The following is a 24,808-nucleotide window of genomic DNA, read 5'->3' as shown; positions in this document are numbered from 1 at the left end:
GCAGTGCAGCATACAGAAAATCAAAAAGGGAAGGGATACAGTTGCTTGCGTTTTGTCATAGACTGGCGTCTCGAACTATCCAGTCCCTTGAGCCACGTCCTTGAAACTGTACGAAAAGCTCGCCGATGAAATCACCGAAGCCGTGCGCCGGGGCGTGTTCGCCGCCGGTGAGCGGATTCCTTCGGTGCGGCAGGCGAGCCAGCAGCATGGCGTGAGCATCAAGACGGTGCTGCACGCGTACGCGTTGCTGGAGAGCCGCGGCATTGTCGAGACGCGCCCGCAGTCCGGATACTTCGTGCGCGAAGCCGCGCTGCACGCGTTTCGGCCTGAGACCCGGCGGGCGGGCGGCAAGCCTGCCGCGCCGGTAGCGCCCGTTGCCGCGGAAGTCGACGTGAGCCGCCTCGTTCTGTCGACGCTTCGCAGCATTCGCGCGCACGACGCCATACCGTTTGGCTCGCCGTATCCCGATCCATCGCTGTTTCCGTGGCGGCGCATCAACCAGTACGCGAACGCGATTGCGCGCCGTCAGGCGAGCTGGAACCTGATCGACGATCTGCCGCCCGGCAACCCGGAGCTGATCCGGCAGATCGCCCGGCGCTACACCGAGAACGGCATGCCGGTCGATCCGGACGAGATCGTCATCACGCTCGGCGCCACCGAGGCGATCAACTTGAGCCTGCAGGCGGTCGCCAAGCCGGGCGACACAGTGGCCGTCGAATCGCCGACTTACTACGCGATGCTGCACGCGATCGAGCGTCTCGGTATGCGCGCTATCGAGGTAGCGACGCATCCGGTCGACGGCATCGACATCGACGCACTCGCGCAGGTCATCGAGCGGCAGAAGATCGCCGCCTGCATGGTGATGCCGAATTTCCAGAATCCGCTCGGTTTCCAGATGCCGGATGCGCGCAAGCGGCAACTCGTCGAATTGCTCGCCGCGCATCAGATTCCGGTGATCGAGAACGACGTTTATCAGGAGTTGTATTTCGGCGAGACGCGGCCGTCGGCATTGAAAAGCTTCGACACGCAAGGTCTCGTGCTGCATTGCGCGTCGTTTTCGAAGAGCCTCACGGCGTCGTACCGGATAGGCTGGGCGTTGCCGGGGCGTTATCGTGCGCAGGTCGAGAAGCTGAAGTTTCTGAACACGCTCACAACGCCTTCCGTGCCGCAGGTCGCGGTCGCCGATTATCTGCGGCAGGATGCATACGACCGGCATTTGCGGCATGTTCGCAAGGTCTACCGGCAGCAGGCGAGCATCATGACCGCGCTGGTGCGGCGTTTCTTTCCGGCCGGCACCCGTATCTCGACGCCGCAAGGCGGCTACGTTTTGTGGGTGGAGTTGCCCGAGCGTGTCGATTCGATGCGGCTTTATCAGGCGGCGCTCGCGCGTAGCATTACGGTCGGGCCGGGCATGATGTTTTCGGCGCGCAACGATTTTCGCCATTTCATCCGGCTCAATTACAGCTACCCGTGGACTGCGCAAACGGAGGCGGCGTTGAAGACACTGGGCGAACTGGTGACGCAAATGGCGTGAAGCGCTTGCACGAGTTGATGCAGCAAAGCTCGGCAGATAAAACGGTAAGAAGGAGACACGAATGGATGACGATGAAATCGATCCGGTGCTGATAGCCGTGCTGGGGCAGCTTTGGCGCGCACATCGGGAAAGCCTCGGAGACGCGAGGCCTCGCCGCGAGATGCGTAGCGGCGCGTGGTCGTTAGCGAGGCTCTCCAAGCAGGCCAACGTGCCGATGAGCGCGCTTCGACGGCAGTTGACGGTGCTCGTCGACAGCGGTCTGGTGGAGACGACGTTCGACGAGGAGGGCGCCGGCACCGCGCGTCTGAGCGACAGCGGCCAGGAAGTGTGCGCGGAGTTGTTCGGCGAAGTCGGGGCCGCGGGCGATGACGAGGCGCCCGACCCCAACGACACGTCGCCGCCGAGCCTTCACTAGTTAATCGCGCCGTGCGCAATACCGATTCCGTTATACACGGGATAACAGCGAATAATTTTTCCTCTGAAATTGACCTCGGAATATGGCCCCCTATGCTGGAGGCCTGCCCCGCACCGACGGGCGCCAGGCGAACCCCTTAATCGATTTCGGAGAATTCATGAAAACAACGCTGGCGCGAGCGCTGCATCGATCATTGCGTATCAAGACTGCCCGGACCGCGCTCGTCGCGGCATGCACCGCAACCATAGGCCTTAGCCTCGGCTTTGCTGCAACGGCAGCGTCGGCGGCCACCGCGCAGCCCGTCGGCATTGCGTTTGTCTACCTCGGCAATCCCGGCGACGCCGGTTGGACCTATGCGCACGAACAGGGCGTTAAAGAGGTCGAGGCAAAGTTTGGCGACAAGATCAAGGTGACGCGCATCGAGAATGTGCCCGAGTCTGCGGACTCGGAGCGCGTGTTCCGCGATCTCGCGTCGAAGGGCAACAAGATCGTGGTGGGTTCGAGCTTCGGCTTCCAGGACTTCGAGCTGAAAGTCGCCAAAGACTTTCCGGACACGGTGTTCGAACACGCGACCGGCTACAAGAAAGCGGCCAACTTCGCGACGTACGACGTGCGCACCTACCAGAGCGCCTATCTCGCCGGGCTCGTCGCCGGTTACACGACGAAGTCGGACACGCTTGGCTTCGTGGGCTCGGTGCCGGTGCCGGAAGTGGTGCGCAACATCAACGCGTTCACGATGGGCGCGCGCTCCGTGAACCCGAAGGTGCGCGTCAAGGTCGTGTGGATCAATAGCTGGTTCGATCCGGGCCGCGAGAAGCAGGCCGCCGAAACGCTGATCGGCCAGGGCGCGGACGTTCTCATTCAGAACACGGATTCGACGGCCACCATGCAGACCGCCGAGCAGAAGAAGGTGCACGCGTTCGGCTGGGATTCGAACATGAAGAAGTTCGGACCCAACGCGCAATTGGGCGCGTGCGTGAGCAACTGGGGCGTGTATTACACGTATCTGGTGCAGCAGGTAATGGCGGGCACATGGAACAACGCGCCGGTGTGGTGGGGCCTGAAAGAGAAGGCGATCGACCTCGCCGATATCAACACCGAAGCGGTGTCGCCGACTGCGCAGAAGGCGTTGAGCCAGAAGCGCGACGACATCGTCTCGGGCAAGTTCAATCCGTTCGCCGGGCCGATCGTGGATCAGTCAGGTGCGGTGAAGGTTGCGGCGGGCAAGTCGCTGAGCGACGCGGAGCTGCTGCGTTTGAACTGGTTCGTGCAGGGCGTCGACGGCTCGCTGCCGAAGTAACGCGACCTGCATCGAGCCTCGCAGCCTGCCGACGGCACCGACAAGGAGTACGCCCGTGAGTCTGACTGTTCCGAGCGCGGAGATGAGCGCAACCGCCGGCGCCGATGCGACTGGCTTTCCGCCGCAGGGCTTGACGCCCACGCACGAGCAGATCGTGCGGCATCTGCGGCATTCGAGCCGGATTGCCGAGCGGGCGACGCTGCTCGGGCATCACCCGTTCGGCGCGGTGCTGGTCGGCCCGGACCAGGAAACCGTGTTGATGGAGCAGGGCAACGTCGACACTGTGAACCATGCCGAGTCGGTGCTCGCTCGCGTGGCGGCGCTCAACTTCACGCCCGCCTACTTGTGGAGTTGCACGCTGTACACGTCGGTCGAGCCATGTTGCATGTGCGCGGGCACGATGTATTGGGCGAACATAGGCCGGGTGGTGTTCGGCATGACGGAGAAGCGCCTGCTGGAGGCGACCGGCGATCACGCGGAGAATCCGACTATGAGCGTCGATTGCCGGTATGTCTTCGATCACTGTCAGAAGCGCGTCGAAGTGATCGGCCCGGTCGCCGAAGTCGAGTCCGAGGTGATGGACGTGCAGCGCAGGTTCTGGAATAGCCGCTAGCTCGGTTCCAGCATCGCGATGCCGCAGAACCAGTCGCCGCCATGCGGCCGGTATTTCCACCGGCCGTCGTTCTGCTTGATGACGCTCGGGCATTGCTCGCCGATCGCGATCCCCGGATTCGCGGCCGTGCATTGACGCATTGCCGTTTCGACGGTGGGACTCGCAGGCACGGACGGCTTGCGTGAGCGCTCCGGGGGCGCGGGCGTGAGCGCGGGCTTGAGCGCATCGGCAGGTTCAGGGGGTTGGGCGAGCGCAAGCTGCGCGCCCGTCGGGAGGCTCGCAAGCACCTGTTGAAGCTCGTCGATACGTGTTGCGTACCACGTCCCCAGACACGCCGCGTCCCGGCAATTGGCCTCGCGCCAGGCCCATTTGCTGTCGCTGTCGGCGATGAAGCCGCGCCGATCCGGCGCTCTTCGGCGCGCTTTCCAGTAGAGCTGCCCGAGCGTGTCGTCAAGACGCGACAACGCCGTATCGTTGCAGATCATCTTCTCGGTGAAGGAATGGCCCTTCGTGCAGTTGAAACTTGCGGCTTGAACGGACGAATGCGCGATCAGCAGCGCGGCGATCAGAGCGGAGCGGACGATTTTCATGACGATTCCCGCGATGCATGGTTTTTCATGCAACGGATGATCGTCCGATCGCGCGATCGAGACGCCGGAAAAACGCGGCACTTACCGCGAGTGATTACCAGATATTGCCTCGCGCGAGTCCACCGGACACCCCAGATCGCGCAATGCAGGGCAAACGTAAGCACTCCCGGCGAACATCTTCACGTTTGGCGGGTATACCCTGATGCGCTGCTTACGCTTTCTTGCCGATGTTGGGTTGGGGGGCCCATATATGAACCGCGAAGCGACATCACGCATGGACGTAGGAGCGACGCCCGATGCCGGCCATTACCGGCCGGATCTGGCCGAAGAGGTGTTGGCGTCGGAGCGTAGCGTGTTGCGGCTGATCACGCGCAATACGCCGTTGCCGGAATTGCTGGAAGAAGTCTGCCACCGCGCGGAAGCGCTGCTGGGCGGGGGCGCGTCGTGCTCGATCCTGCTGCTCGACGACGACGGCGCCCACGTGAAGATGGGCGCCGCGCCGTCGTTGCCGGCGGAATTCAGCACGGCGATCGACGGCGTGCCAATCGGTCCGAGCGCGGGCTCCTGCGGCACCGCGATGTACGAGCGGCGGCTGGTGGTGGTAGAGGACATCGAGACGGATTCGCTGTGGGCGGACTTCCGCGCGCTTGCGTTGCCGCACGGCTTGCGCGCGTGCTGGTCGGTGCCGTTCGAGAACGACGCCGGCGCCGTGCTGGGCGCATTCGCCGTCTATCATCGCGAGCCGCGCCGTCCCACCGCGCAGGAAGAGACGATGCTGCGCGATATCAGCCGCAGCGTCGGGCTCGCCGTGCATCAGGACGCGATGGCGCAGCGGCTTGCGAACAGCGAGGAGCATCACCGGCTGGTCGTCGATCATCTGATCGAGGGCATTGTCGTGCAGTCCCGCGCGGGCGTCGTGCTGGCCTGCAATCCGAGCGCGCAACGCATGTTGCGCACCGGTCCGCAGATCGTCGGGCGCAGCATCCGCACGGTGATGGTGCGCGGCTTTCACGAGGACGGCTCGCCCGTGGCCGACCATGAGCGGCCTGTCGCCCAGGTGCTTGCGAGCGGCAAGCCGATGCTCGGCGTCACACTGGCGCTCGAACTGGTGAACGGCGAAGTGATCTGGATCACCGAGAACGTCGTGCCGATTCTGAAGCCCGGCGAGAGCAAGCCCGACTCCGTACTGATCTCGTTTACCGACATCGGCCCGGTGCGCGAGGCGCAGCGCCAGCTGAAATTCCTCGCGACGCGCGATTCCCTCACCGGGCTCTACAACCGGGCCTATCTGACGGAGCGCATGAACAGCCTGTTCGCGCCCGGCAACGCGAATTGCAGCGGCGAACTCACGAGTGTTGCCGTGCTCTTCGTCGATCTCGACGGATTCAAGAAAGTCAACGACACGGCCGGTCATGAGGCCGGCGACGCGTTGCTGAAACGGGTCGCCGAGCGCCTTGCCGGCTGCGTCGGCCCGGACGATACACTCGCGCGCGTGGGCGGCGACGAGTTCGTGATCGTGGTGAGCGCCTGCGAATACAACGAGCAGATAGTCGGCCTCGCCCGTCGCATTCTCGGGGAAATCGCAGTGCCGTTCGCGGTGGCGGACAACGAGTACTACCTGGGCGCGTCGATCGGCATCAGCCGCTTTCCCGAAGACGGCCAGGACGCTCCTACGCTGATGCGCAACGCCGACTCGGCGATGTATCACGCGAAACAGCGCGGGCGCAACAACTTCCAGTTCTTCACGGCGGAACTCAATCAGCAACTGCAACGCCGGTTCCTGATCGAGCAGTCGCTGCGCCGCGCACTTGCCGCCCACGAGCTCAGTCTCGTGTATCAGCCGATCGTCGATAGTCACGCCGGCCGGACCATCGGCGCCGAAGCACTGCTGCGCTGGTACAACAGCGAGCTTGGCAATGTCTCGCCGGCCGAATTCATTCCGGTTGCGGAAGACGCGGGACTGATCGTCGAGATCGGCGACTGGGTGCTCGCCCGTGCCTGCGAGCAGGCGGCGCAATGGCGGCGCACGCTCGCGCCGGATCTGATCGTCGCTGTGAATCTGTCGCCGCGCCAGTTCAACGACGGTCTGGTGGAGCGGATCAGGCGCTGTCTGGACCATTCGGGGCTCGAGCCGGCGGCGCTCGAACTGGAAATCACCGAGCGGCTTCTGATGAGCGACAGCGACACCGTGCTGCCCATGCTGCTCGCGTTGAGCGCGACAGGCGTGCGTATTTCCGTCGACGACTTCGGCACTGGCTATTCGTCGCTGTCGTATCTGAAGCGCTTTCCGCTGCACAACCTGAAGATAGACCGGTCGTTCGTGGCGGGCTTGCCGGATCATCGCGATTCGATCGCGATCACACAGGCCGTGGTGGCGATGGCGCATTCGCTCGGCATGAACGTCACCGCGGAAGGCGTGGAGACGCCCGAGCAGGCCGCATTCCTTCGTTCGATCGATTGCGACAAACAGCAGGGTTATCTGTACAGCCGGCCAGTGGGAGCGAGCGCGTATGCGCGCGCGTTGGCGGATGTGTATGCGGCGACGTGATCCGCGCGTCGCGTTGGCGTATGTCGCGAAGGTTCTCAATCCGCGAGGATCGGCTAGGTGACATAACCGCGCTGAAGACTGGGCGTAAGATGCAACGACCTGCATCTGAGCCCCAGGAGACTTGCGATGGCACAGCACTTCGACGCGGTTGTGATCGGCACGGGACAGGGCGGCGCGCCGCTCGCTGTGCGTCTTGGCAAAAGCGGCCGCAGCACGGCGGTCATTGAACGCGCGGCGTTCGGCGGGACCTGTGTGAACGTCGGCTGCACGCCGACCAAGGCGTATGTTGCCAGCGCCCGCGCGGCGCATGTGGCGCGCCATGCGGCGAGGCTCGGCGTGCATATCGGCGGCGCGGTCGGTGTGGATATGGCGGCGGTCAAGGCGCGCAAGGACAAGATCGTCGGCCAGTCGCACGACGGAGTGGAGGCCTGGCTGCGGGGCGCTCGGAACGTCACGGTGTTCAACGGCCATGCGCGCTTCACCGGGCCGCACACGCTTGCCGTCAGCGGGCCAGACGGAGCTGTGCTACACGAACTGAGCGCGGACGAGATTTTCCTCAATACGGGCACGCGCGCCGTGGTGCCGCCGCTTGAAGGGATCGAGCGAGCCCGCTATTACACCAACTCGAGTCTGCTTGAGATCACGGAGTTGCCAAGCCGGCTCGTGATTGTCGGGGGCAGTTATATCGCGCTCGAATTTGCGCAGGTGTTTCGCCGCTTCGGCAGCGAAGTGACGGTGCTGGTGCGCGGCGATCGTGTGCTCACGCGCGAAGACGCCGACTTTGCGGAGTCAGTGCAGAGCGTGCTGGCGCGCGAAGGCGTGGAGTTCCGTTTCGGGGTGCAGCCTTCGCGCGTCGAGCCGCATCCCCATCGCGAGAACGAGGTGTGTATCGGCTTCGAGCAGAATGTCCCGGCGCTCGAGGCGTCGCATCTGCTGTTCGCAACCGGCCGCAAACCGAATACCGACGATCTCGGCCTTGCCGCAGCCGGCATCGAGACCGACCGGCATGGCACGATTCCCGTGGACGGCCAGTTGCGCACCAACGTGCCGGGCGTGTGGGCGATCGGCGATATCAACGGACGAGGCGCGTTTACGCATACGTCCTACGACGATTACCAGATCGTCGCAGCCAATCTGCTCGATGGCGGCACGCGCACTGTCGACAAACGGATCATGGCGTACGCGGTGTTCGTCGACCCGCCGCTCGCGCGCGTGGGCCTTTCCGAAGCCGACGTGCGCAAGAGCGGCCGCGACGCGCTGATCGCGACCATGCCGATGTCGCGCGTGGGCCGCGCGCGCGAGCGCGGCGAGACCGACGGTTTCATGAAGGTGCTTGCCGACCCGCACACCCGGCAGATTCTCGGCGCGGCAATCCACGGTATAGAAGGCGACGAGGCGATTCATACCTTCATCGACATCATGACGGCGGGAGCGCCGTATCCCACCTTGCAATACGCGATGCACATTCATCCGACCATCAGCGAACTGGTGCCGACTTTGCTCGACGGTCTGAAGCCGCTGAAGTAACCCGAGCGCGGCGCGCATCGACAAAGCGTCGCGCCATCGCGGATAATCGCCCCGCATTCAACCGCATTCATTCGAGGAACAGCCGATGGGCAAGGGACGTGTCGAAGCCTTCAGCGATGGCGTGATCGCCATCATCATCACGATCATGGTGCTGGAAATCAAGGTACCGGAAGGCTTCGATCTCGCCGCACTGATTCCGCTCGTGCCGGTATTCGCCGCCTATGTGCTGAGCTTCATCTACGTGGGCATTTACTGGAACAACCATCATCACATGTTCCATGCGGTGCAAAGGGTCAACGGCGGCGTGCTGTGGGCCAATCTGCATCTGCTCTTCTGGCTGTCGCTCCTTCCCGCCGTCACGCATTGGGTCGGCGAAAATCATCTGGCCTCTTGGCCGACTGCCATGTACGGCGTCGTGCTGTTCATGTCGGCCATCGCGTATTTCATCCTGACGCGCACGCTGATCCGTGCGCACGGTCGTGACTCGACGCTCGCAAAAGCGGTGGGCAACGACATCAAAGGAAAAGTGTCGGTGGCGATTTATCTGGCGGGCATTGCGCTCGCCTTCGTCGCGCCGTGGATTTCGGCGGCGCTCTACGCGCTTGCTGCGGCATGGTGGCTCGTGCCGGACCGGCGCATCGAGCACGTGATGGAAGCCTGAGCGTGCTGGCGGGCGACCGCCCTCGCGCAACGAGCCTGAGCGCAGCGAGGCTAATCGCGACCAGCCCCGAGCTTCACGGATACCGTAGTCATGACTTCATCTACTCGCCGCGCGCCGTCGAGCTGCATCGGCCTCATCTCCGACACGCACAATCTCGTGCGTCCCGAAGCGCTCGAATATCTCGCGGGCTGCGACGCCATCATCCACGCGGGCGACATCTGTAGCGAGGCCGTGCTCGAGGCGCTCCGTCAGATCGCGCCGCTCACCGTCGTGCGCGGCAATAACGACACCGGCGAGTGGGCCGCGTCGCTGCCTACGCATGCGACGCTCAACGTGCAGCAGGTCGCGATTCTTGTCGTGCATGACATCGCCGACGTGCCAGCCGATCCGCGCAACGACGGTATCGGCGTGGTGGTGACTGGCCATTCGCATAAGCCGTCGATCACCGAGCGCGACGGCGTGCTGTTCATCAACCCCGGCAGTGCGGGGCCGCGACGCTTCAAGCTGCCGGTGTCGGCGGGCATTCTGACGGTCGAAGGATCGCGCGCGCAGGCGAGATTCGATCTGCTGCTGAAATGAAAACGGGCCGGCAAATGTGCCGGCCCGTCGTGCGCCTACTTTCGATGTAACTGGAATGCCGCGCGGTAAGTCGGCTTCGCTAGCGCGATTGCCGCAATCAAGCCTGATAACGCGGTTAGCGGCGACGCCCAAAGCAGTCGCGCCGTATCACCGCGCCGCAGGCAATCACGCACGCGCCGTAGCAGTGGCTGCGTAGCGTTCGTCCATCTCTTCGGCTTCACGTTCGCCACGCAGTACTGCATGTGCTTCGGCGCGCGTCGCCACGCAAGGGCCCGAGCCGAGCAGCGGCTTGCGGGCGGTTTCGCGGAGCGCCATCACGGAGACGATACCGATTAGCGACGCGCCCATCAGGTAGTACGCAGGCATCATCAGATTGCCGGTGCGGTCGACGAGCCATGCGGTCACCAACGGCGTCGTACCGCCGAACAGCGACACCGAAATATTGAAGCCAATGGCCAGCGCGCCGTATCGGATCTTAGTCGGGAACAGCGCCGGCAGTGCCGACGGCATCACGCCCGTGAAGCACGACAGCAGCACGCCGAGAATCATCAGGCCGCCGAACACGGGCACCAGCGTGCCCATGCGGATCAGCAGCAGCGCAGGGATCGACAGCGCGAACAGACCCACGCAGCCGAACAGCATCACCGGCTTACGGCCGATCGTGTCGGACAGACGGCCGGCTGCGAGCGTCATCGGCATCATCAGTACCATCACGAGCAGCACGATGAAAAGACCGTGCGATTCGTTGAAGTGCAGGGTGGCCGACAGGTAGCTCGGCAGGTACGAGAGCGCCATGTAGTCGGTCACGTTGAAGATCAGCACGAGCCCGACGCACAGCAGCAGCGGCTTCCATTGCTGCATGAGCAGATTGCGCAGCGACTGCTTCGGCAGCGCCTTGTCTTCGGCTTCGCGTTGCTCGGCCTGCTTCTTGAACGCGGGCGTTTCTTCGAGCTTCATCCGGATATAAAGACCCACCAGGCCCAGCGGACCGGCGATCAGGAACGGCACACGCCAGCCCCACGACAGCAGCGCGTCGTTCGACAGCGTCGCGGTCAGCACCGCAACCGTGCCTGCGCCGAGCACGTAGCCGATCAGCGTACCGAACTCAAGGAAGCTGCCCATGAAGCCGCGCCGCTTGTCCGTCGAAAATTCGGCGATGAAGGTGGCTGCCCCGCCGTATTCGCCGCCGGTCGAAAAGCCTTGCACCAGACGCGCTACGAGCAGCAGCGCCGGCGCGAGGATGCCGATCGAGCCATAACTCGGGATCAGCCCGATCGCGAACGTGCCGATCGCCATCATGATCATGGTCATTGCGAGTACGCGCTGTCGGCCGATGCGGTCGCCGAGCGGCCCGAACACCATGCCGCCGACCGGGCGCACGAGAAATGCGGCGGCAAACGTGCCGAACGTGGCGATCAACTGGGCGGAAGGGCTCGACGACGGGAAGAACACTTTGCCGAGCGTGACAGCGATGTAGCTGTACACGCCGAAGTCGAACCATTCCATTGCGTTGCCGAGCGCCATGGCGCCGACGGCACGCTTGAGGAGCGAGTTATCGACGACCGTGATGTCGTCGAGAGAAAGGCGCTGTTCTTGTTTGTGATGTCGCCAGAAGCCGTTGCTGGAAGCGGTCAAGGTAAAACTCCGATGACTGCGACGAAACTCATGATGCGTTCCGCCACGGTTGCTGGGAAGTGCAGTTTCGCAAACGGGGCGATGGCGTTCTTGCGCCGCGAGGGCGAAAGAGTGGGCGCGCGTCGGAAAAGAAACGCGAAAGCGCGGCAATAGCAGCAAACGCCCGTGCCTCGCGAGCCAGGTCGCGAAAAAACACTCGATTAAATTGTGTTGACTGTTGCACCTGCGTGGCCGTGGAGGGGGGGCAGATGCATGAGGACGCAGACGGCTGGAGGCCGGACCTACGCCACTGGAAGGCTTGAAACGAAAAAGGCCGGTGCTTTATTCGCCGCCTGAATGGCCCTTTGGATAACCGAAGGGCGACTTCAAACCGCGATACGACCGACAAGCCTTCTTGTATAAAAACTGTTCCATCGCGATGGACTCACGCAGTGCAGGCACATGGCGGGTCGCAAGGTCAGAGAACGCGAATGTAGGTGAATTGCTGTTGGAACGACGCACATGTTAGCACGATGACAGAGGATCGTGCAAACCCGGTTTCGCACCCGCGGTCTGGCGACGGCGCTCGATCCCTTGCGGGGCGGGAGATTCCGGCGATCGAGACAGTCTCGAAAAGACGTCCGGAAGAGCACCGAATGTACCGTTTGGAGAGTTTGCGCGGCAGGCGAGGGGCGAAAAAAATCCGCGCACGTGGCGCGGATCTCGTCGCTACTGCTGCGAGTGCGGAGCACTCGATTCGCGCTTACTCAGCCGGCGGCGGCACGTAACCTTGCGCCGTATCCGCGCCTTCGCCGAAGAAGAACTTTTCGGTCTGCTTCATCAGATACTGTCGCGCGCGCGGATCGGCCATGTTCAGACGGTTTTCGTTGATCAGCATGGTTTGCTGCTTCAACCAGGCTTGCCACGCTTCCTTGGAAATGCTTTCGTAGATCCGCTTGCCGAGTTCGCCCGGCAGCGGCGGGAAATCGAGGCCTTCGGCTTCCTTGCCGAGCTTCGCGCATTGAACCATACGAGTCATGCTGTGCTTCTCCTGTGTCGACCGGAGTGAATGCTTCGGCACTTACTCCAGTCCCATAAAAAATAATTACCGTAATCGATACGAGGACGGGCGGTCGCTTTATATGGGGCCGCTCAGAGCTGTTTCATCAGCACGAGCGATTTGCGCTGCCAGTTGTACAGTCGGCGGCGGTCTTCGGGCAGGTCGTCGACCGTGACCTTGACGAAGCCGCGCTTGAGGAACCAGTGCTCGGTGCGTGTGGTGAGCACGAAAATGCGCGTGAGCCCGCGGGCCCGCGCGCGTTGCTCGATGCGCTTGAGCAGGCGCTCGCCGTCGCCGGTGCCCTGCGCTTCGGGCGCGACTGTGAGGCAAGCCATTTCGCCGATGCGCTCCTGCGTGTACGGATACAACGCCGCGCAGCCGAACAGCACGCCATCGTGCTCGATCACCGAGAAATGGTCGATGTCGCGCTCGATCTGATGGCGGCCGCGCCGCACCAGCGTGCCGTCCGATTCGAGCGGCTCGATCAGCGCGAGAATGCCGCCGACGTCGTCCGGCGTGGCTTCGCGCAGACTTTCGAGATTCTCGTACGAGATCATCGTGCCCACGCCGTCGTGCAGGAACAGTTCGAGCAGCAGACTGCCGTCGAGCGCGTAAGGGATGATGTGCGCCCGCGCCACGCCGCCGCGGCACGCGCGGATCGAATGCTTCAGATAGAAGCCCGCGTCGCCGGTGACTTCGCCGCTTTCGTGCAGCTTGTACGCGTCGTCGAGCGACAGTTCGCGGATCAGTTCGGTGCCGTCTTCGCCGGCCTGCATGAGGCCGGGCGTTTCGGTCAGGAACACGATCTTGTCGGCGCGCAAGGCGATGGCGGCAGCAGAGGCGACGTCTTCCATTGCGAGGTTGAATGCCTCGCCGGTGGGCGAAAAGCCGAGCGGCGACAACAGCACCAGCTTGCGGCTTGCAAGCGAATGACGGATCGAATCCGCGTCGATCTTGCGCACCACGCCTGTGTGCGCGAAGTCCACGCCGTCCAGAATGCCGACTGGGCGCGCCGTCACGAAATTGCCCGAGACCACGCTGATGTGCGCGTGCGCCATGGGCGTGTTCGGCAAGCCCTGGCTGATGGCGGCCTCGATATCCAGACGCACTTCGCCGGCGGCTTCTTTCGCGGATTCGAGCGCGCGGGCGTCGGTAATGCGCATGCCGTGCGAAAACTCGGACTCGACGCCGTGCAGACTCATCTGCTCTTCGACCTGCGGCCGGGAGCCGTGCACGAGAACGATCTGGATGCCCATGGCCTGCAGCAGCGCTATGTCGGACACGAGCGCATTCAGGAGCCCCTGATGCACCACTTCGCCGCCGAAACCGACAACAAACGTCTTATTCCGGAACGCGTGGATATAAGGGGCGACTGAGCGCATCCAGTCGACGAATTGCGCGTGCTGTGCGAGGTTTTCCGTTGCTCCGGCGGGGGCCGGAACGCTCGCGGGCGCGGGGACGAGGTCGGTTTGGGAATTCATGCCGGGGATTATAATGCGCCCCCATGTCGAATGTACCCAAAAGTCCCGCCGCGGCGAACGAGAATGCGGCGCCGGCCGCCGATCAGGCGAACTCCGGCGACGCGCAGCGCCGCCCCGAAAAGGACGCGAAGCAAAGCAACCCGGACGCGCCTCGAAAGGCGCGCGAGCCGCATCGCGCCGGCGAACGCGCGCAGGCGTCTTCCAACCGGCAGAATGCGTCGCACACGTCGAAGGATGTCGAGCGCGCGGAGCCGCCGGGCGAGACGCGCGACGCACCTGAATCGCGTGAACGGGGCGAACAACGCAAACAACGCGGCGAACAACGCGGGCAGAGCGGGCAACGCGACCAGCGCGGGCAGGGCAGGCAGCCAGAGGCTGGAAAGCCATCGCGCCAGCAACCGCCCCGTGAACCGCGCGCCCCACGTGAGGCGCGCGTGGTGCAGCCGAATCCGGTTCCGCCGATCACCTTCCCCGAAGCGCTACCGGTCTCGGGCCGCCGCGACGAAATCGCCAAGGCGATCGCCGAAAATCAGGTGGTAATCGTGTCAGGCGAAACCGGCTCGGGCAAGACCACGCAGTTGCCGAAAATCTGCCTTGCGCTAGGGCGCGGCCTCGGCGCGGGCGGCTCGGGCTTGCTCGGCCACACACAGCCGCGCCGCATTGCCGCTTCGGCGACGGGCCGGCGCATCGCTGAGGAGCTTGGTACGCCCTTTGGCGAAGTGGTCGGCTACAAGGTGCGTTTCACCGACAACCTGTCGCCGGGTGCATCCGTCAAGCTGATGACGGACGGTATTCTCCTCGCCGAAACGCAGACTGATCCGCTGCTCAAAGCGTACGACACGCTGATCATCGACGAAGCGCATGAGCGCAGTCTGAACATCGACTTTCTGCTCGGCTACCTGAAGGAAATTCTGGTCAAGCGTCCCGATCTGAAGGTGATCGTGACGTCGGCGACGATCGACGCCGACCGGTTCGCGCGCCACTTCGGCAGCGAGGAAAAGCCCGCGCCGGTAATCGAAGTGAGCGGGCGGCTTTATCCCGTCGAGGTGCGCTACCGTCCAATAGAGGAGGACAGCCCCGCCGTGAAGGCGGCGCAGGGTACGTCAGGCACATCGGGCGGCTCGGCGTCGCGTGAACGTGCGAAGACTCCGCGAGAGACCGGCAAGGAGCGCGACCGCGATCTGATGGAAGCGATCGTCGATGCCGTCGACGAACTGTGCCGCGAAGGCCCCGGCGACGTGCTGGTGTTTCTGCCTGGCGAGCGTGAAATCCGCGACGCCGCAGAGGCGCTGCGCAAGCATCATCCGCCGCATACGGAAATCCTGCCGCTGTTCGCGCGGCTCTCGGCCGCCGATCAGGAACGCGTGTTCCGCACCTCCAACGCACGGCGCATCGTCCTTGCGACGAACGTGGCGGAGACGTCGCTCACGGTGCCGGGCATTCGCTACGTGGTCGATACGGGACTTGCGCGCGTGAAGCGCTATTCGTATCGCAACAAGGTCGAGCAGTTGCAGGTCGAGTCGATCTCGCAGGCCGCCGCGAATCAACGGGCAGGGCGCTGCGGCCGGGTGGCCGACGGCATCTGCATTCGCCTGTATGACGAGAGCGATTACCAGAGCCGCGTGCGCTTCACCGATCCGGAGATTCTGCGTTCGTCGCTCGCGTCGGTAATTCTGCGCATGAAGTCGCTGCATCTGACGGCGATCGAGACGTTCCCGTTCATCGAACCGCCGCCGGGCCGCGCGATCGCCGACGGCTATCAGCTGCTGAACGAACTCGGCGCCGTCGACGACGACAATCAGCTGACGCCGCTCGGCCGCGAACTCGCGCGTCTGCCGCTCGATCCGCGCGTCGGCCGGATGATTCTCGCCGCGCGCGATCAGCAATCGCTGAAGGAAGTGTTGATCATCGCGAGCGCGTTGTCGGTGCAAGATCCGCGTGACCGGCCGATCGAGGCGCAGGAACAGGCCGACCAGGCGCATCGCCGGTTTGCCGACGAACGCTCGGAATTCCTGCAGTGGCTGAAAATCTGGAACTGGTTCGAAGAAGCGATCGCGCACAAGAAGTCGAACAAGCAGTTGCACGAGGAATGCCGGAAGAATTTCCTGTCGCAATTGCGTCTGCGCGAATGGCGTGACGTGCATTCGCAACTGCTGACGGTGGTGCGTGAACACGGCTGGCGTCTGAACGAAGCAGAAGCGACTTTCGAGCAGATCCATCTCGCGCTGCTGACAGGCCTCCTGGGCAACATCGGACTGAAAGCCGACGATGAGCCCTACTACCTCGGCGCACGCGGCATCAAGTTCTATCTGTGGCCGGGCTCCGCGCTCGTCAAGAAAGCGGGCAAGTGGGTCATGGCCGCGGAACTCGTCGAGACGAGCCGTTTGTACGCCCGCTGCATTGCGAAGATCGAGCCTGAATGGATCGAAAAAATCGGCTCGCATTTGCTGAAGAAGTCGCTGTCAGAACCGCATTGGGAGAAGCGCGCGGCGCAGGTTTCGGCCTTCGAGCGCGCGGTTCTGTACGGGCTGCCGATCTATCACCGGCGGCGCGTGAGCTTCGGCAAACAGGACCCTGCGCGGGCGCGCGAACTGTTCATTCGCGGCGCGCTCGTCGAAGGTGAGTTCGACACCAAGCTCGGATTTTTCGCGCACAACCGCAAGCTGCTGGCCGACATCGAGCAACTGGAACACAAGTCGCGCCGTCAGGATGTGCTCGTCGACGACGAACTGATTTTTGCGTTCTACGATCAGGCGCTGCCCAAGGGGATCTACACCGGCGCGTCGTTCGAGCGCTGGTATCGCGATGAACTGAAGAAAAGCGGTCAGCCCGAGGACAAGCTGCGCCTGCTGTATCTGTCGCGCGACGACCTGATGCGGCACGAAGCTGCCGGCGTGACGACCGATCTGTTCCCGAAACGGATGACGATGGCGGGCGTCGAAATGGCGCTCACCTATCACTTCGAGCCGGGTTCTCCGCGCGACGGCGTCACGCTCGCCGTGCCGCTCTATGCACTCAATCAGGTCGACGCGCGGCGCTGCGAATGGCTCGTACCCGGCATGCTGAAGGAGAAGACGCAACTGCTGCTCAAGTCGCTGCCGCAGAAGCTCCGGCGTCACTGCGTGCCGCTGCCGGAATATGCGGCCGGTTTCGTCGACCGGCATGGGGCGCCGCGTTTTGGTGCTGGCGGTTTGCTCGAAGCGCTGATCGCCGATATTCGCGAGCAGAAGCAACTCATGCTGAAACAGTCGGACTTCAAGCTTGAGACATTGCCGCCGCATCTGTTCATGAACTTCAAGGTCGTGGACGAACACGGGCGGCAACTCGCGATGGGGCGCAATCTGTCGCAGCTACGGGCGGAACTGGGCGGCCAGGCCCAGCAGCACTTCCAGAAGATCGCATCGAGCGCGGCAGGCGCGGCGTTGGCCGACGCGGCCGGTTCGCGGGCGGACGGGGCAGGAACGGCGCGGACGGCGCCTGCGTCCAGTGGTCCGGCACAGCGAGGGAAGAGCGCGGCTGCGCCGGCGCCGCAGACGCCGTCGCAAGGTGGCGCGGGTGGCACGGCGCTGTACGAAAACCTCACCACGTGGAATTTCGGAAAGCTGCCGGAGTTGCTGGAAATCCGTCGCGGCGGGCAGACATTATTCGGCTATCCGGCTCTCGTGGATCGCGGCACGCATTGCGACGTCGAGGTGTTCGATTCGCCGGATGAGGCCGCGCGTATTCATCGGGCGGGCCTGCGTCGGCTATTCGCTTTGCAGTTGAAGGAGCCGATCAAGTACCTGGAGAAAAATCTGCCGGGCTTGCGCGAAATGGCGATGCAGTTCATGACGCGCGGTACACAGGAGGAGTTGCGCGATCAGCTGATCGACACTGCGCTCGATCGCGCCTGCCTGCAGGACTCGCTGCCCGACGACGACGTCAGTTTCCATACGCGCCGCGATGAAGGACGTAGCCGCCTGACGTTGCTGGCGCAGGAGATTGCGCGGCTGGTTGGACAGATTCTTGGCGAATACGCGTCGGTACTGAAGAAGCTGGTGCAGGCGAAGTCGTTCACGGCTGCGCACGCCGACATGCAGAATCAGCTCGACGCTCTGATCGGCAAGCGATTCGTGGTGGACACCCCGTACTCGCAGCTCACGCATTTTCCGCGTTATCTGAAGGGTATCGCGTTGCGGATCGACAAATTGAAGGCTGATCCCGCGCGCGACGCACGGCAATTCGCGGAATTCCAGCCACTGCTGCAGAATTATCAGCGAGCGGTCGCGCAGCGCGGCGGCGTGCCCGATGCGCGTCTGTCCGAGTTCCGCTGGCTGCTCGAAGAGCTGCGCGTTTCGCTGTTCGCCCAGGAACTGCGCACGCCGATGCCTGTGTCGGTCAAGCGGCTTTACAAGGTGTGGGATTCGATGCAGCGGTGAGTCGTGCAGGTTGCGAATGCGTGGGCTGTGGCTTGGGCGTTGGGTCCACTGAGCATGCCGGTTTGCCTGGTTGTCGCGAGACGTGCTTTGCTGCGGGTCTGGGCTTACAACGGTTCGAACGGTTCGAACGCCTCAAGCGCTTCGTGCGCCTCAAACGCCACGAACGCCACGAACGCTTTAAGCGCCCCAAACGCTTCGTGCGCTTCCTGCGCTTTCCACGCCTTCAACCGCGCTGAACAAAAAAGGCGCGTGATACCCGTTCCTTATGGAAGACGGGTGTCACGCGCGAACGTGTGCAGTCCGGCGCCGGACCAGCGCCGACCTGCTGACTCCACGTTTAGCACCGTGATGCACGGCGCAGTGCCGGACTGGACGCCAACGCGCCAGTCCGGCAGCACTCGCTTACCAGTGCATACCCGCGCCGACTGATGCGCCAAACTGGCCGCGCGAGTCGGTACTGCCTTGCAGCTTGTAGACCCACTTGCCCGTCTCCGACAACTGCGACACGCCGATGGCAAGCGCTGACTGGCCGCCATAGGTGCCGCCGGCCATCGCGACCATGCCGTGACCGGGCAGCACAGCTTGAGGCAGACCGACCATAGCTAAAGCCGATGCGGTGCCGCCGTACGAGTCGCGTCGGGCCGAGCGGATCTGGTCGTCGGTGTAGCTGCGCGCCTCGCCGACCGCGCCGCTCGCGCTCTGCTGCAACTGATTGACGTTGACTGCGTCTGTGCCTTGCACCCCGGCTGCGACATTGGTGATCTGGCGCTCCTGACCCGCGGCGCCGACGGACACCGTATTTGCGCGATCCGCGACCGAGCCTTGGCCCAAGGCGACGGAATTCGTGCCGCTAGCAGTGGCAGCCGCGCCGAGTGCAGTCGCGTTGTTGCCGCTTGCGATGGAATTCGCGCCGATTGCGCTGGCGTTCACGCCGGTGGCCTGCGCGTTCGCGCCGCCTGCGACTGAATGCACGCCCGACGACACGGCACCTTCGGTGTCGCGATTGCCTTCGCCGCTGAAGAACGGATTCGCTGCGTTGACCACGGCGTGGTTGACGGCGCCGGTGATCGCTGCGTTCAGTTGACCGACGTTGACGGCATCGGAAGCGTCGACGCCTGCCGCGACGTTATGGATGGCGGTGCCGCCGCTGGCTGCATCGCCACCCAGCGTGACGCTGTTTTTGTCGACGTTGCCATTGGCGTCCCGGTCGTACATCACTGCACCGTCGAGCTTCGCGGCGTTGGCGGCGCCCTGGTCGCTAACGGCTTTCAACTGTGCGACGTTGACGGCGTCGGTATCGGCTGTGCCGGCTGCGACGTTCGTGATCTGCCGTTGGTTGCCGGCCGAGCCGACCGAGACCGTTCCCGCGCGATCGGCGACGGAGCCCTGGCCGAGCGCTACGGAGTTCGCGACGACGGCGCTTGCCTGATATCCGAGCGCGACGGAGTTGGAAGCCGCCGCGCTTGCCTGATAGCCGAGGGCAAGGGAGTTGAGCCCCGCTGCGCTTGCCTGATAGCCGAGGGCAGTCGAGCCGTCGCCTGAAGCACTGGCAAAGCCTCCAACGGCGGTGCTGTAGACGCCCTGTGCCCGGGCACTCGTGCCGGCGGCAAAGCTTGCATCGCCGGCGGCAAGTGCCGAGCTGCCGATGGCGACCGCATTGGCCCCGGTCGCCGATGCGTCGTCGGTGCCGTCGTTCAGGCCGTTCGCCTTGAAGTAGCGCGCCGCGTTCGCACTGACCGTCTGTAACTGGCTCAGGTTGACGGCGTCGGTTGCCTCGGTGCCAGCAGCGACGTTGGTGATCTGGCGTTCGTTGCCGGCCGAGCCGACCGAGACCGTTCCTGCTCGATCGGCAATGGAACCTTGACCGAGCGCGACCGAGTCGGCCGCGACAGCGTTTGCCTGATAGCCTAGCGCGACAGAGTTGGCGGCGACCGCGCTTGCCTGATAACCGAGCGCTACGGAGTTAGCGGCGACAGCGCTTGCCTCATAGCCGAGGGCAGTCGAACCGTCGCCTGACGCGCTAGAAAAGCCTCCAACGGCGGTACTGTAGCCGCCCTGTGCCTGTGAACTCGTGCCGACGGCCAAGCTTGCATCGCCCGCGGCGAGTGCCGAACTGCCGATGGCGACCGCATTGGCCCCGGTCGCCGATGCGTCGTCGGTCCCGTCGTTCCAGCCGTTGCCGTTTGCCTTGAAGTAGCGCGACGCGCTGGCAGTAGCGGCTTGCAACTGGCTGACGTTGACGGCGTCGGTTGCGTCCGCTCCGGCCGCGACATGCGTCAGGCGGCGCTCGTTGTCTTGAGAGCCGATTGATACTTCGCCCTTTGCGACCGTAGCCGCAATCGTCGTAGGATCGCCCCCAGCGGGTATATATCCGGGTTTGCTGAGGTCCGCTCCCGTCGCGGATTGAGCGCCGAGCGCGACGCTGTTGTCAGTGGAGGCTGCGGCGCCGTAACCGATCGCGACCGAGTTCAAGCCTGTAACGGAGGCCGCATAGCCGAGCGCCGTGGAGTTCCCGCTTGCGGCAGTAGCCGAGGGGCCACCGGCAAACGCGTTGTTGCCCGACGCCGTGGCCGCATAGCCCAGTGCGACACTGCCGATCGCGCTGGACGCCGCGCCGTAGCCAAGGGCGGTCGACTGCGTTCCGGTCGCGGTTGCGCCGCTGCCGAAGGCGGCGCTGCCATCCTTGTCTGCGCGCGCTCCTGACCCGGCGGCGATCGAATCGATGCCGTTTGCACTTGCCAGCACTCCCGTGGCAACCGCGCGGGCACGAGCGGCAACGGCTCCGGTCCCTGTTGCGACCGAATCGGCGCCCGACGCCACGGCGCCAGTTCCGGTTGCGATCGACCGGTAGCCCTGTGCAAGCGCACTCATGCCCAAGGCTGTCGAACCGTCGGCTGAAGCATTGGAACCCGCACCTTGTGCGATTGAATTTAACCCGGAGGCTGTTGCCGTCAAGCCCACTGCGATCGAGTTGTCTCCCGCTGCGGCGGAACCCGCACCTTCCGCAATGGAACTCGTACCCGATGCGCCCGCGTTCAGTCCGAACGCCACGGAGTTGTCTCCGGCGGCGATTGCCCCAGGACCCGCCGTGGAATTGGCGCCAGCCGCCATTGCGTTCGCCCCGCCCAATGCCGCAGCCGCCGCGACAACCGCCAGTACGACAAGCTTCGTGCGCGTAGAACCGCGCTTGGTCTTCGCCGTTGACGTTTCCGGCGTTGCTACCCATGTTGCCGTCGCTTCGCACCAGATTGATTGATGGATTTTGTTCACTTGTCTTGAGACTCCGCGCTGTTGTGTCGTGGCCGGAGTGGACGAGATAATCGGAGAGGGCGTCATCGTCCATTTATCAGGCCGCATGCAGAAAATATCGGCTATTAACGCAAGCCTGCTTGCTGCCATTATCTGGCTGTTGCTTTCGTGTGGTTGCCCACGCCCGGATTATCTGCGTCACACTCGAAACGTCCACGGGATTGAGGGTTGGACGATGAGCACGCGAGATTGTCGGAGCGGGCTGCGAACGGCGCAAATAAGCGAAATCCGAAAATAAGCAAACAAATTCAGTGGTCTTAAATCGATCAATTAATCTGTTAAAAAAGCGAGGCGGAATTGAGAATAGTCGTGATTATTCAGATTTTAAATAATGCGGGGTGTGGATTGTCTTATCGCTTTCGCGCACAAACGAGGCTGACGTTTCTCGCACCGTCGGCGTATCAGGAAGCAGATCCAAGCGTTCAGCAAGCGTCCCATCAGGCCCTTCATTTTCGTAGGCGACGACCCGATCTGCGTCAACCGCACGCCCGGGCAAACGTTCTACAATGACGGTCGTTCTCCGAAGTGAGTTTTCATGCGTAAATTTTTTCTTTCTGGCGTGACAGCCACGTTCGCCGCGGGCATGGCTCTCGTAGCCGCCGCAGGCATTTTTTCTCCGGCGGCCCATGCCAACAACGTGATCGTGCTGAATTCCGCCGAAGCCACGCTGAGCCTTATCGACGAGACGACTCGCCAGGTTGTCGGCACAGTACCGACCGGCAAGGAACCCCATCACCTGATGGCGACGCCGGACAACTCGTCGCTGATCGTAGCGAACTCGGTGTCGAACAACCTGATGTTCGTCGACCCCAAATCGGGGCAGGTGCAACGCTGGGTCGAAAACATCGAAGACCCGTACCAGATCGGCTTTTCGCCTGATCGCAAGTGGCTGGTCACCACCGGTTTGCGCCTCGACCGGCTCGATATCTATCACTACGACGGCCAGAAGAACCAGATGACGCTCGCGTCGCGCCTGCCGCTCGCGGTCATGCCGAGCCACATGGCGTTCACGAACGACAGCAAAACGGTGTTTGTCACGCTGCAGGTCTCCGGCGAACTCGCCGCGATCGACCTGGCCACGCAAACCGTGAAGTGGAAAATGAAGGTTGGCAAGGTCCCGGCCGGTCTCTGGATGACGCCGGGCGAAAAGTATCTGCTCGTCGGCATGACCGGCGCCGACTACGTGGCCGTGGTCGACTGGCACACGCAGAAGATCGTGAAGACCATTCACACGGGCAACGGCGCGCACAACTTCCGCTCGCTCGCCGACGGCAAGCACGTCGCGGTGTCCAACCGGGTGGCAAGCACGATCAGCATCATCGACGAAGATTCGCTCACCAATGTCGGCGACATTACCGGTTTGTTGCCGGGTCCGGACGACATGGAACTTTCCGCCGACAAACGGTATCTGTGGGTAACGTTCCGCTTCGCGAAGCACGTCGGCGTCATCGACCTGAACACGCGCAAGCTGATTCAGACCATTGCGGTGGGCCGTTCGCCGCATGGCATCTATTTCTTTAATCGTGCGCCGGTCACGGCGCCGAATGGCGCGTGATAATGCTGCTATCCAAGCCGCTTTTGAGCGAGCCGCAACGATCGAAGTAACCCGACCAGCGCCATGTTCCATCTGATTTCGTCTTCTCTCGACAGCTTCGTCTCCGCGTTGCAGACGTTGCTGTACGTCGACGTGGTGCAGCCGCTGCTGTTCCACTTCAATCTGATGGACTATGACGAGGACACGTATGACAGCCTGTATTGGGTGATCGTGGGCGTCCTCGAAGTGCTGGCCATGTACGCGATCTTGCGACCGCTGGAAGCGCTGCGTCCGGTCGAGCAATGGGAGAATCGCAAGGCGGTGCGCGTCGACGTGATCTACACGTGGATCGCCAAGCTGGGCATTCTCAACCTGTTCTTCTTTTTTGCGCTGCAGCCGTTTTTCGACCATGTGCAGGCGTGGTTGCGCCTGCATGACATCTCGAATATCGAGTTCGACAATTTGTGGCCCGGCGTGACTACGCAGCCGCTCGTCACTTTTGTCATGTACCTTCTGGTGCTCGATTTCGCGGGTTACTGGTATCACCGCTGGCAGCACCGCGTTGGCGTCTGGTGGGAGTTGCATGCGGTGCATCACAGTCAGCAGCAAATGTCGCTGTGGGCCGACGACCGCAACCATCTGCTCGACGACCTGCTGCAGGCGTCGTTCTTCGCGGTGATCGCGCTCGTGATCGGCGTGCCGCCGTCGCAATTCGTCGTGCTGGTCGCCATCACGAATCTCGCGCAAAGCGTCCAGCACGCCAACATTCGCCTGTACTTCGGCTGGCTCGGAGAGCGTCTGCTGGTCAGCCCGACATTCCATCGACGCCATCATGCCATTGGCTACGGTCACGAAGGTCTGAAATACGGCTGCAACTTCGGCGTGCTGTTTCCGTGGTGGGACATGCTGTTCCGGAGCGTGTCGTGGAGCCGCGAGATGGAGCCGACCGGAATCAGCGACCAACTCCAGGGCCGCGTCTACGGCGAAGGTTTCTGGGCGCAGCACTGGCTCGCCTTCGCGCGCATCGGCCGGCGCCTGTCGGCGCGGCGGCGCAATCAGGGCGGTGCGACCGCGGTCTGAGCCTGACGGTTCGTTTCTCCCCACGCCGCTGGTTTCCCCGGCGGCGCGTCACGTGGTTTATGCTGTCCACGTTCGCGCTCACGGTCCGCATTCGGTGACCGCGCGCCGCTTCCTCCATTTCATCGTTGCATTCACCGGCACTGGCTCGCATGAATGATCTGTTGCGCTCGTTCGGGCGCGCGCTCGCAAGCGCGCTCCACCCGCGCATGCTCTGGCTGACCTTCCTGCCGTTTCTCGCGGCAACAGTCGGGTGGGGCGTGATCCTGTGGTTCTCGTGGCAGACGCTGATCGGCGCGACGCGCGGCTGGCTTGAAAGCTGGTCGTTTACCGTCACGCTCTACCATCTGTTCGACTCGCTTGGCTTTTCCGGACTGCATGCGGCCATCGCGCCGTTCCTCGTGATTGCCATGACGATCCCGCTGATCGTCGTCACGGTATTGCTGCTGATCGCCACGCTGTCGATGCCGGCCGTGATCCGCTTCCTGTCGACTCGCCAGTTCCCAAGCCTCGAAATGAGCAACGCATGCGCGCGGACGAGGCAGGGG

General features: G+C 63.4%; 16 protein-coding genes and 1 pseudogene. 12 read left to right on the top strand and 5 right to left on the bottom strand.

Features of this window, described 5'->3' with window-relative positions; translation table 11 throughout:
* Positions 1–100 precede the first annotated feature (100 nt).
* The 4 genes from BCA01S_RS01885 (at position 101) to BCA01S_RS01870 (ending at position 3,862) form a co-directional block, all read left to right on the top strand.
* Positions 101–1,534 carry an aminotransferase-like domain-containing protein gene (locus BCA01S_RS01885; protein ID WP_027775465.1) on the top strand — a complete coding sequence of 478 codons (1,434 nt, stop codon included), beginning with the start codon at positions 101–103 and terminating at the stop codon, positions 1,532–1,534.
* Positions 1,535–1,595: 61 nt separating this feature from the next.
* Positions 1,596–1,949, top strand: coding sequence for an ArsR family transcriptional regulator (locus BCA01S_RS01880; RefSeq protein WP_027775464.1), 354 nt, complete (start codon positions 1,596–1,598; stop codon positions 1,947–1,949).
* Between the two features lie 157 nt (positions 1,950–2,106).
* A complete protein-coding gene (locus tag BCA01S_RS01875; RefSeq protein ID WP_027775463.1) occupies positions 2,107–3,249 on the top strand; it encodes a BMP family ABC transporter substrate-binding protein in 1,143 nt (380 codons plus the stop codon).
* Between the two features lie 82 nt (positions 3,250–3,331).
* Positions 3,332–3,862, top strand: coding sequence for a nucleoside deaminase (locus BCA01S_RS01870; protein ID WP_156955021.1), 531 nt, complete (start codon positions 3,332–3,334; stop codon positions 3,860–3,862).
* On the opposite strand, the gene BCA01S_RS01865 is transcribed toward BCA01S_RS01870, so the two are convergent.
* A complete protein-coding gene (locus BCA01S_RS01865) occupies positions 3,859–4,452 on the bottom strand; it encodes a lysozyme inhibitor LprI family protein (RefSeq protein WP_027775461.1) in 594 nt (197 codons plus the stop codon). The two genes, BCA01S_RS01870 and BCA01S_RS01865, sit on opposite strands and share 4 nt — an antisense overlap.
* A 250-nt stretch (positions 4,453–4,702) precedes the next feature.
* Here BCA01S_RS01865 and BCA01S_RS01860 point away from each other — a divergent pair, with 250 nt between their 5' ends.
* The 4 genes from BCA01S_RS01860 to BCA01S_RS01845 all read left to right on the top strand — a co-directional run bounded on the left by BCA01S_RS01860 (position 4,703) and on the right by BCA01S_RS01845 (position 9,767).
* Positions 4,703–7,000: a putative bifunctional diguanylate cyclase/phosphodiesterase gene (locus BCA01S_RS01860; protein WP_027775460.1), complete on the top strand. Its 2,298-nt coding sequence runs from the start codon at positions 4,703–4,705 to the stop codon at positions 6,998–7,000.
* 126 nt (positions 7,001–7,126) lie between these two features.
* Positions 7,127–8,527 (top strand): FAD-containing oxidoreductase, encoded by a 1,401-nt coding sequence (locus tag BCA01S_RS01855; protein WP_027775459.1) that lies wholly within the window; start codon positions 7,127–7,129, stop codon positions 8,525–8,527.
* 85 nt (positions 8,528–8,612) lie between these two features.
* Entirely contained in the window at positions 8,613–9,188 is a 576-nt protein-coding gene (locus BCA01S_RS01850) for a TMEM175 family protein (RefSeq protein ID WP_027775458.1), read from the top strand.
* 90 nt (positions 9,189–9,278) lie between these two features.
* Entirely contained in the window at positions 9,279–9,767 is a 489-nt protein-coding gene (locus BCA01S_RS01845; RefSeq protein ID WP_027775457.1) for a metallophosphoesterase family protein, read from the top strand.
* A gap of 165 nt (positions 9,768–9,932) precedes the next feature.
* On the opposite strand, the gene proP is transcribed toward BCA01S_RS01845, so the two are convergent.
* The 3 genes from proP to argA form a co-directional block, all read right to left on the bottom strand.
* Positions 9,933–11,402, bottom strand: coding sequence for a glycine betaine/L-proline transporter ProP (proP, locus tag BCA01S_RS01840; protein WP_027775456.1), 1,470 nt, complete (start codon positions 11,400–11,402; stop codon positions 9,933–9,935).
* A gap of 742 nt (positions 11,403–12,144) precedes the next feature.
* Entirely contained in the window at positions 12,145–12,420 is a 276-nt protein-coding gene (locus BCA01S_RS01830; protein ID WP_027775455.1) for an oxidative damage protection protein, read from the bottom strand.
* A 113-nt stretch (positions 12,421–12,533) separates the two neighbouring features.
* On the bottom strand, positions 12,534–13,922 hold the full coding sequence (gene argA, locus BCA01S_RS01825) for an amino-acid N-acetyltransferase (RefSeq protein WP_020065469.1): 1,389 nt from the start codon (positions 13,920–13,922) through the stop codon (positions 12,534–12,536).
* A 23-nt stretch (positions 13,923–13,945) separates the two neighbouring features.
* Here argA and hrpA point away from each other — a divergent pair, with 23 nt between their 5' ends.
* Positions 13,946–18,340 (top strand): ATP-dependent RNA helicase HrpA, encoded by a 4,395-nt coding sequence (gene hrpA, locus BCA01S_RS01820; RefSeq protein WP_027775454.1) that lies wholly within the window; start codon positions 13,946–13,948, stop codon positions 18,338–18,340.
* 402 nt (positions 18,341–18,742) lie between these two features.
* On the opposite strand, the gene BCA01S_RS01810 is transcribed toward hrpA, so the two are convergent.
* Positions 18,743–21,610 carry a YadA-like family protein gene (locus BCA01S_RS01810; RefSeq protein ID WP_027775453.1) on the bottom strand — a complete coding sequence of 956 codons (2,868 nt, stop codon included), beginning with the start codon at positions 21,608–21,610 and terminating at the stop codon, positions 18,743–18,745.
* Between the two features lie 574 nt (positions 21,611–22,184).
* Here BCA01S_RS01810 and BCA01S_RS01805 point away from each other — a divergent pair.
* From BCA01S_RS01805 to BCA01S_RS34315, 3 genes and pseudogenes are all read left to right on the top strand, one after another.
* Positions 22,185–23,204 carry a YVTN family beta-propeller repeat protein gene (locus BCA01S_RS01805; RefSeq protein ID WP_027775452.1) on the top strand — a complete coding sequence of 340 codons (1,020 nt, stop codon included), beginning with the start codon at positions 22,185–22,187 and terminating at the stop codon, positions 23,202–23,204.
* Between the two features lie 63 nt (positions 23,205–23,267).
* Entirely contained in the window at positions 23,268–24,263 is a 996-nt protein-coding gene (locus tag BCA01S_RS01800) for a sterol desaturase family protein (RefSeq protein WP_020065473.1), read from the top strand.
* A gap of 149 nt (positions 24,264–24,412) precedes the next feature.
* Positions 24,413–24,778 (top strand): annotated as a pseudogene (locus BCA01S_RS34315) (EI24 domain-containing protein); the annotation flags it as partial.
* Positions 24,779–24,808 lie beyond the last annotated feature (30 nt).

The sequence above is a fragment of the Paraburkholderia caledonica NBRC 102488 genome, assembly GCF_000685095.1.
GTDB lineage: Bacteria > Pseudomonadota > Gammaproteobacteria > Burkholderiales > Burkholderiaceae > Paraburkholderia > Paraburkholderia caledonica.
Note: the sequence above shows the minus strand (reverse complement) of the source record. Positions and strands in the feature narration are given on the sequence as shown.

Coding starts and splice junctions, on each gene's coding strand:
- BCA01S_RS01845 (WP_027775457.1), top strand. CDS start 9,279: ATGACTTCATCTACTCGCCGCGCGCCGTCGAGCTGCATCGGCCTCATC.
- BCA01S_RS01855 (WP_027775459.1), top strand. CDS start 7,127: ATGGCACAGCACTTCGACGCGGTTGTGATCGGCACGGGACAGGGCGGC.
- BCA01S_RS01830 (WP_027775455.1), bottom strand. CDS start 12,420: ATGACTCGTATGGTTCAATGCGCGAAGCTCGGCAAGGAAGCCGAAGGC.
- BCA01S_RS01880 (WP_027775464.1), top strand. CDS start 1,596: ATGGATGACGATGAAATCGATCCGGTGCTGATAGCCGTGCTGGGGCAG.
- BCA01S_RS01875 (WP_027775463.1), top strand. CDS start 2,107: ATGAAAACAACGCTGGCGCGAGCGCTGCATCGATCATTGCGTATCAAG.
- argA (WP_020065469.1), bottom strand. CDS start 13,922: ATGAATTCCCAAACCGACCTCGTCCCCGCGCCCGCGAGCGTTCCGGCC.
- BCA01S_RS01850 (WP_027775458.1), top strand. CDS start 8,613: ATGGGCAAGGGACGTGTCGAAGCCTTCAGCGATGGCGTGATCGCCATC.
- BCA01S_RS01870 (WP_156955021.1), top strand. CDS start 3,332: ATGAGCGCAACCGCCGGCGCCGATGCGACTGGCTTTCCGCCGCAGGGC.
- BCA01S_RS01805 (WP_027775452.1), top strand. CDS start 22,185: ATGCGTAAATTTTTTCTTTCTGGCGTGACAGCCACGTTCGCCGCGGGC.
- BCA01S_RS01860 (WP_027775460.1), top strand. CDS start 4,703: ATGAACCGCGAAGCGACATCACGCATGGACGTAGGAGCGACGCCCGAT.
- BCA01S_RS01865 (WP_027775461.1), bottom strand. CDS start 4,452: ATGAAAATCGTCCGCTCCGCTCTGATCGCCGCGCTGCTGATCGCGCAT.
- BCA01S_RS01800 (WP_020065473.1), top strand. CDS start 23,268: ATGTTCCATCTGATTTCGTCTTCTCTCGACAGCTTCGTCTCCGCGTTG.
- hrpA (WP_027775454.1), top strand. CDS start 13,946: ATGTCGAATGTACCCAAAAGTCCCGCCGCGGCGAACGAGAATGCGGCG.